5 protein-coding genes and 2 tRNA genes are annotated in these 6,915 nt (G+C 53.8%); 5 read left to right on the top strand and 2 right to left on the bottom strand.

Annotation, left to right across the window (positions count from 1 at the left end; genetic code table 11):
- The first annotated feature begins 249 nt into the window (after positions 1 to 249).
- From gltX to G462_RS0121135, 5 genes are all read left to right on the top strand, one after another.
- A complete protein-coding gene (gltX, locus tag G462_RS0121155) occupies positions 250 to 1,737 on the top strand; it encodes a glutamate--tRNA ligase (protein WP_026960736.1) in 1,488 nt (495 codons plus the stop codon).
- 193 nt (positions 1,738 to 1,930) lie between these two features.
- On the top strand, positions 1,931 to 2,242 hold the full coding sequence (locus tag G462_RS0121150; protein ID WP_026960735.1) for an STAS domain-containing protein: 312 nt from the start codon (positions 1,931 to 1,933) through the stop codon (positions 2,240 to 2,242).
- Positions 2,243 to 2,244: 2 nt separating this feature from the next.
- On the top strand, positions 2,245 to 3,933 hold the full coding sequence (locus tag G462_RS0121145) for a fused response regulator/phosphatase (RefSeq protein WP_084405182.1): 1,689 nt from the start codon (positions 2,245 to 2,247) through the stop codon (positions 3,931 to 3,933).
- A gap of 185 nt (positions 3,934 to 4,118) precedes the next feature.
- Positions 4,119 to 4,194: transfer RNA gene (locus G462_RS0121140), tRNA-Ala, on the top strand.
- A gap of 19 nt (positions 4,195 to 4,213) precedes the next feature.
- A tRNA-Ala gene (locus G462_RS0121135) sits at positions 4,214 to 4,289 on the top strand.
- Between the two features lie 130 nt (positions 4,290 to 4,419).
- Here the strand turns inward: G462_RS0121135 and G462_RS0121130 are convergent.
- The gene (locus G462_RS0121130) at positions 4,420 to 5,595 is read right to left on the bottom strand and encodes a patatin-like phospholipase family protein (protein ID WP_051326913.1); all 1,176 of its coding nucleotides are present in this window, start codon (positions 5,593 to 5,595) and stop codon (positions 4,420 to 4,422) included.
- A gap of 18 nt (positions 5,596 to 5,613) precedes the next feature.
- On the bottom strand, positions 5,614 to 6,831 hold the full coding sequence (gene gltS / locus G462_RS0121125; protein WP_026960732.1) for a sodium/glutamate symporter: 1,218 nt from the start codon (positions 6,829 to 6,831) through the stop codon (positions 5,614 to 5,616).
- Positions 6,832 to 6,915 lie beyond the last annotated feature (84 nt).

Below are 6,915 nucleotides of genomic sequence, written 5' to 3'. Positions count from 1 at the left end.
GGCTGTGCCCTCTCAACGGAGGCGAATACTACCTATCCCCTATGATTGGGTCAAGCGGATTTTTGGTAGATAATCGCGTTCGCGCAAAAAACATCCATTAGCGGCGAATAGTCGAGCATAATAGCCTAAAAACAGGCCCTAAGACTCAGATAAAAGTCACGAAAAGCAGCGATGCATGGCCTGTGGCGGCGAAAAATCTGTGTTAAAATCCGCCGCAATTGATAAGTCCGCTTTATATAGAGAAGAATCATGACTGTACGTACTCGTGTCGCACCGTCACCTACCGGTGATCCCCATGTCGGTACCGCCTATATCGCCCTGTTTAACTACTGCTTTGCCAAACAGCACGGCGGCGAGTTTATCCTGCGTATCGAAGATACCGATCAGGCGCGTAGCTCGCGTGAATCCGAGCAGGCCATCTACGACAGCCTGAAGTGGTTGGGTCTGAACTGGGACGAGGGGCCGGATTGCGGCGGCGATCGTGGTCCTTACCGTCAAAGTGAGCGCAGCGAGATCTACCAGCAGTATGCTAAGCAGCTCATTGATGAAGGCAAGGCCTTCTACTGCTTCGCTACCGCCGAAGAGCTGGAGGAGATGCGCAAGGCGCAAATGGCCGAAGGCCTGCAGCCTAAATACGACGGTCGTGGCCTGAAGCTGACTGCTGAAGAGATTGCAGCCAACCTGGCAGAAGGCAAGCCTTATGTGATCCGTATGAAGGTGCCAGAGTCGGGCAGCTTTAAGTTCACCGATTATCTGCGTGGCGAAGTGGAAATTCCATGGGAGCAGGTGGACATGCAGGTGCTGATGAAGGCCGATGGTCTGCCAACTTACTTCCTGGCGAACGTGGTAGACGACCATCTGATGGGCATCACCCACGTATTCCGTGGTGAAGAGTGGCTAAACTCTGCGCCTAAGCTGCTTAAGCTATACGAAGACCTCGGTTGGGAAGCGCCAGAGCTGGGCCATATGCCATTGCTGCGTAACCCGGATAAGAGCAAGCTAAGTAAGCGTAAGAACCCAACCAGCGTGAACTACTACCGCAAGATGGGTTTTATGCCAGAAGCGCTGCTCAACTACTTGGGCCGTATGGGCTGGTCAATGCCCGATGAGCGTGAAAAGTTCTCCCTTGATGAGATGATCGCTAACTTCGATATGAAGCGTGTGTCACTGGGCGGCCCGGTATTCGACGTTGAGAAGCTGAAATGGCTCAACGGCCTGTGGATCCGCGAAGAGCTGAGCGACGAGCAGTTGGTTGAGCGCTTGGTGGAGTGGGCTTACAACAAAGAGACCCTGCTGAGCATCCTTGAGCAAGCCAAGCCGCGTATGGAAACCTTTAGCGATCTTGCGCCGCTGGCTGGTCACTTTGTATCAGGTCTGCCGGAGTACGACCCTGAGCTGTTAACTACCGGCAAGCTGGATGTGGAGCAAGTGCGCCCATTGCTACAAATGTTTATCTGGCAGCTGGAAGAGCAGCGCAGCTGGGACAAAGACACCGTGTTTGGCGTGGCTAAGCAGTTGTCGGGCCATCTGGAGCTTAAGATCCGCGACTTCCTGGAGCCAATCTTTGTAGCAATTACCGGTAAAACCAGCTCGACTTCGGTGGTGGACGCAATGGTAGTGCTGGGCTCAGATCTGACACGCGCGCGTTTGCGCGTGGCACTGGGTCACATTGGTGTGAGCAAGAAGCAGGCTAAGTCGCTCGATAAAGCGTATAAGGCCTACAAGGCCAGCATCTAAGATGCGTTAGTTGATGAAGAGGCGGCCCGATGGTCGCCTTTTTTGTATTTTATGCGCTGTCTTACGTGAATTAATGAAAACTATCATTAGCCTTTGGCAACTCAGTAATTTTACTTGTATGCTTCTAGAGCATATTGACCGATTACTAAGAAAGTCATACTGTTAGCTAATGGACGGAGTACAAGGAGTGACAATGTCGATTCAAAGCCGGCTTAACAGCGAAGACGGTGAATTGGTGATAACCGTCGAAGGCCGTTTTGACTACTCTAAGCATCAAGATTTTCGTTGCAGCTACAAGGACCAAGCCATTGACGGCATGCTGTTGGTGCTCGATCTTAGCGCTGCTGAATACATGGACAGCTCTGCGCTGGGCATGATGCTGCTGCTTAAAGAACATGCCGAAAAATCCCAAGCCCGCGATCTGGTGATCCGCCGGCCCTCGCCAGCCATCCTCAAGGTATTAGAAGTTGCCAATTTCGATAAGTTAATCAAAATCGAGAGCTAACTTTGGAACCCAATGTCCTCTCCTTCTTAGAGCGTCCAGCCAAGGGAGTGGCATTGGTGGTCGACGACACCAAGATCAACCGTACCTTGCTGTGCCGTGTGCTGGTGCAGATGGGCTACGACGTGCTGGAGGCGGAGAACGGCTTGGTGGCGGTGGAGATGTTTGCCGCGCAAACCGTCGATATCGTCTTTATGGACGTGATGATGCCCGAGCTGGATGGCTTTGCGGCAACCCGTCAGATCAAAACCCTCGCCGGTGAACGCTTTGTACCGGTACTGTTTGTGACCTCCCTAAACGAAGTCGAAGCGCTGGTAAGCTGTATCGCCTGTGGTGGCGACGACATCCTGTTTAAGCCGGTTAACCAGTCAGTCCTCAAAGCCAAGGCGCTGGGCTTTGAGCGCACCCGCCGCCTGCACAACGAACTGGCTGAGCTACACAAGCAGATGCAACAGGACGAGCGGATGGCGCAGCGGGTATTCAGCGGCATGATTGCCAGCTCGCCCCATGCCCTTGCCGATATCAACTTCTCGATAAAAAGCGCCGCCATCTTCTCCGGCGACGTGGTCTTTACCGAGTACAGCCCCAATGGCGACCAGCATATCTTGTTGGGCGATTTCACCGGCCACGGCTTGCAAGCGGCGATTGCCAGTACCCCGGTGGCTGAGCTGTTCCACGGTCTGACTCGGCGCGGCTTTAGCGCCAAACAGATTATTCGGCGAATCAACAAACGGCTACATCAGGTACTGCCTATTCATATGTTTATGGCCTGTACCATGGTGGTGATCTCGCGCAACACCAATATGCTGCGGGTGTTTAATGCTGGTATGCCCGATGCGTGGCTGTTCGAAAATGGCCAAGTCAGCCAGCGCTTTGCGGCAGAGTCGATAGCGCTGGGGATCAGCCGCGAGATCAGCATTGAGTTCAATCAAGTGTCGGTGAACAAGCAGCAGCACCTGTTGCTGTTTAGCGATGGGGTGGTAGAAGCGGTTAATGAGCAAGAGCATGCCTTTGGCGAAGAGCGCTTGCTTGCGTGCTTAAATGGCGGCGAGGATCTCGCCAACCTGATCCCGGCCATCGAGCAATCCTTGGCGCAGTTCTGCGAAGATGTCCCCCAGGCCGATGACCAGTCTTTGGTGCACGTACCAATTACCCTGAGCAACAATTCGCCACCGCCTAAACACAGTGAGCCGGAGGTACTCGACCTCGATGACTGGCAATGGCAGATGACCTTGCAGGGGCGTAGCCTGGCTAAAGCATCGCCAGTGTCACTGATGATGCCGGTACTCGAAGAGCTGGGGATTGGCGAGACTAACTCAGGGCTGTTGGCGGCGGTGGTTAGTGACCTGTTTAGCAACGCCCTGGAGCATGGTCTGTTGGAGCTGGACTCCTCGGTGAAGCAAGACGAGCTGGGGTTTGCCCACTACTACCAGCTGCGCGAGCAGGCACTGAATGAGCTGACCAAGGCCAAGATCCATATCAAGCTGGAGTTTACCAAGCTACCGGAGCCGGGCTTTAGCGTGGAGCTGAGCCATAACGGCAAGGGCTTCGAACCCGAGTCCATAGATGAGCCTGGCTCTGGCGATCTGAGTGGGCGCGGGATCCAGCTCGTGCAGGCCCTGTGTTCGTCGGTGGCGTATTTCGATGAAGGCAAGCGGGTGGTGGCGCAGTTCCGATTGGACGATCATAGCTAGGCAGCACCAGTGACCTAAGTGTTTAATTTCACTGCCGCGCAAACAGAAAACCTGCAATTACCACCGCAATGAGTAGAAAGTGTGCAAACAATCAGCCTTTTTACAAAAAGAGTTGACTCACTAAACCGGCATTCGTATTATTCGCATCGCTTTCAGGGCACAGCCCTAAAGCAGCCAGTGTGTTTGGGGCTATAGCTCAGCTGGGAGAGCGCTTGCATGGCATGCAAGAGGTCCGCGGTTCGATCCCGCGTAGCTCCACCAAATACACTTCCGAGATTTCGGGGCTATAGCTCAGCTGGGAGAGCGCTTGCATGGCATGCAAGAGGTCCGCGGTTCGATCCCGCGTAGCTCCACCAAACATCAAAGGCTCGCTAACGCGGGCCTTTTTTGTATCTGCGATTTAGTTATCTGCTATGTCCTGCCTGCTCGCCAATTGCCAATGAGCTCTTCTGAATCCTGCATCTTGAGGTTGTTTGGGTATACCGCTTACTGCTGGCCGATACTGGGCGGCTGCGTCAGCCACAGTTGCTGATTCAGCGCTTTGTGATAGCCGTAGTCATAGAGACTGCGCATATAATCCAAGTGGTGGGGATCGAGCTCCTCAGCGTCGAAGTCCAGTTCGATATGTGCCAGCTGGAAGTCGAGTCCGTGGTGTTGGCTATAGAAGTAGATATATTCCACATCACCAATCCCTTGATTGCGGATAAGGGTTGATAGCGAGCGCGAAGAAATGGTCTTCAAATCGTTGCTGACCACTTGGTATCGTGGGCTGAGCGAGCCATTGCGGATGACATAGATAGTCTGGTTTAGATGACCGCTATGCTGGTCGTAGCGGAGCCATTGAGGGATCAAAAAAACTTGCCGCGATACCCCTCCATCGACATGCAGCTCATCAAAATGCTGCTGGCCATCGTCAATGCTGATCAGCTTGGCTGGGAAGGCGCCGGGGATGGAGCTGCTGGCAATCACAATATCCTGTATCAAGGTTTGTGCTTGGGCCGAACCCACTTGCGCAATCCGCCCGATATCCCAAATGGCCAGTTTCTCGTTGTCCAGGCTGGTGGTGCCGATCAGCAGTAAGCGGCCTTTTGCGCGTTCTACCGCTAACTGTTCCAGCATCGGCATATCAATGGCCGCACGCACCTTGTGCTCAAACCCTTCGGTATTGATTAGTGAGTTACCCGAGAACACCCGAAACAAGGAGTTAAGCTTGAACATTTCGCTGGGAGCGGTATCGGTGTAATAACGACGCAGCTGTTGGTCATAATCGCTTCCCAGATAGGCGAACAGTGACACAATTGCACCGGTTGATATGCCACTGACCACATCAAACTCAGGTCGTGTTTCTGTGGCGCTCCAGCCATTCAATATACCCGCAGAGAAGGCTCCGTTAACCCCACCACCTGATAAGGCCAGATGATGGATATGGGAGTTGGCGCCTTTGTCATCGATAAACTCAAGGACTTCAGCGAGAATGTCGTAGTTGCTGACATTCTCGTTGTCGCCATCCCAGTATCGCAAGCCCTCTACCCCCAGTGGGTTGAGCCGCTCCGATTCCAACGAAGCTTGCCTGGGCGGTGGGCTGGAGCAGCCCGAGAGTAGTACCAAGAAGGCGCACAGCAATATTCGCGCATGCGGTTTGGGTGAATTGTGTGGTTTCAATATAACGCTCCAGCTTACCTAACCAAGTAACCAAGGAATGATAAAGGCATTGGCGATATCGATAAAGAAGGCGCATACCAAGGGCACCACGATAAAGGCCTGATGCGAGTTGCCGTAACGCTGAGCCACCGCTGACATATTGGCCATCGCTGTGGGGGTAGAGCCCAGCGAGATACCGCCAAAGCCGGCACATACCACCGCGGCATCATAGTTCTTGCCCATTGCTGGGAACACGATCAGCAGGTTTACTGCCACTGCTATCACAAACTGGGCGGTAAGAATGGCAAAGATGGGACCGGCCAAGTCAATCAGAGTCCACAGCTGCATGCTCATCAACGACATCGCCAGGAAGGTACCGAGGGCAATCTCGGAGATAAGGGCTATCGCCGGCTGACGCGCAGGCCATTGAGTACCAGAGAAGCGGGGGAATGACTTAGGGATAAAATTGGTTATCAAGATACCGGCGAACAGGCAGGTAACAAACAGCGGCAGTTGTAGGCCAGCAGCATCGAGCGATTCATTGAGAATAAAGCCAACCACCATACACACGTGGAGTGCGAACAGGGCGTCGAGAAAGCCCAGTGCAGTGATCTTCTGCGCGTCATCACCTTCATCCACGCCCACGTCCAAGGGCTCGTCTTCGCTAGGGCTGAGGTTGTGGCGCTTGATCAGGAACTGGGCGATAGGGCCGCCCATCAGGCTTGCCAGAATCAGACCGAAGGTGGCGCAGGCGATGCCGATCTCCATGGCGTTGGTTACGCCAAAGTTCTCGCTGATCCGCGGTGCCCAGGCAATGGCGGTACCGTGGCCGCCGATCAGCGACACGCTACCGCCTAGCAGCCCCACTGAATGTGGCAGGCCAAACAGGCTGGCTACGCCGATGCCGGTGAAGTTTTGCAGGAACATATAGCTGATGGTAATCACCAGCAAGATAACCAGCGGCTTGCCGCCCTTGAGCAGATCGCCGAGACTGGCGTTGATACCAATGGTGGTAAAGAAGTACACCAGCAAGATATCGCGACTTCTGAGATCGAAGCTGATCTCATAGCCGCTGGTGGCATAGAACAGTGCGATCAACACCGATACCAGCAGACCGCCGCTGACCGGCTCGGGAATATTGAACTGGCCGAGAACGTTGATCTGCTTGGTCAAACGGCGACCAATAAACAGCACGATAATGCCTAAGTTAAACGCAAAAAAGGAGCTGATGTGGATCAGGTTTCCATCGATATCCATGTGGCGTCCCCAAAATCAAAAAGTAACCCGCCACCGCTAGGCGGTCGCGTGGAGTGAGTCTTGTTACAGCAACTAACAGTTTAT

The organism is Aliagarivorans taiwanensis DSM 22990 (assembly GCF_000429505.1).
Taxonomy (GTDB): Bacteria; Pseudomonadota; Gammaproteobacteria; order Enterobacterales; family Celerinatantimonadaceae; genus Aliagarivorans; species Aliagarivorans taiwanensis.
The sequence above is the reverse complement of the archived record's forward strand: the minus strand, read 5'-3'. Positions and strand labels throughout refer to the sequence as shown.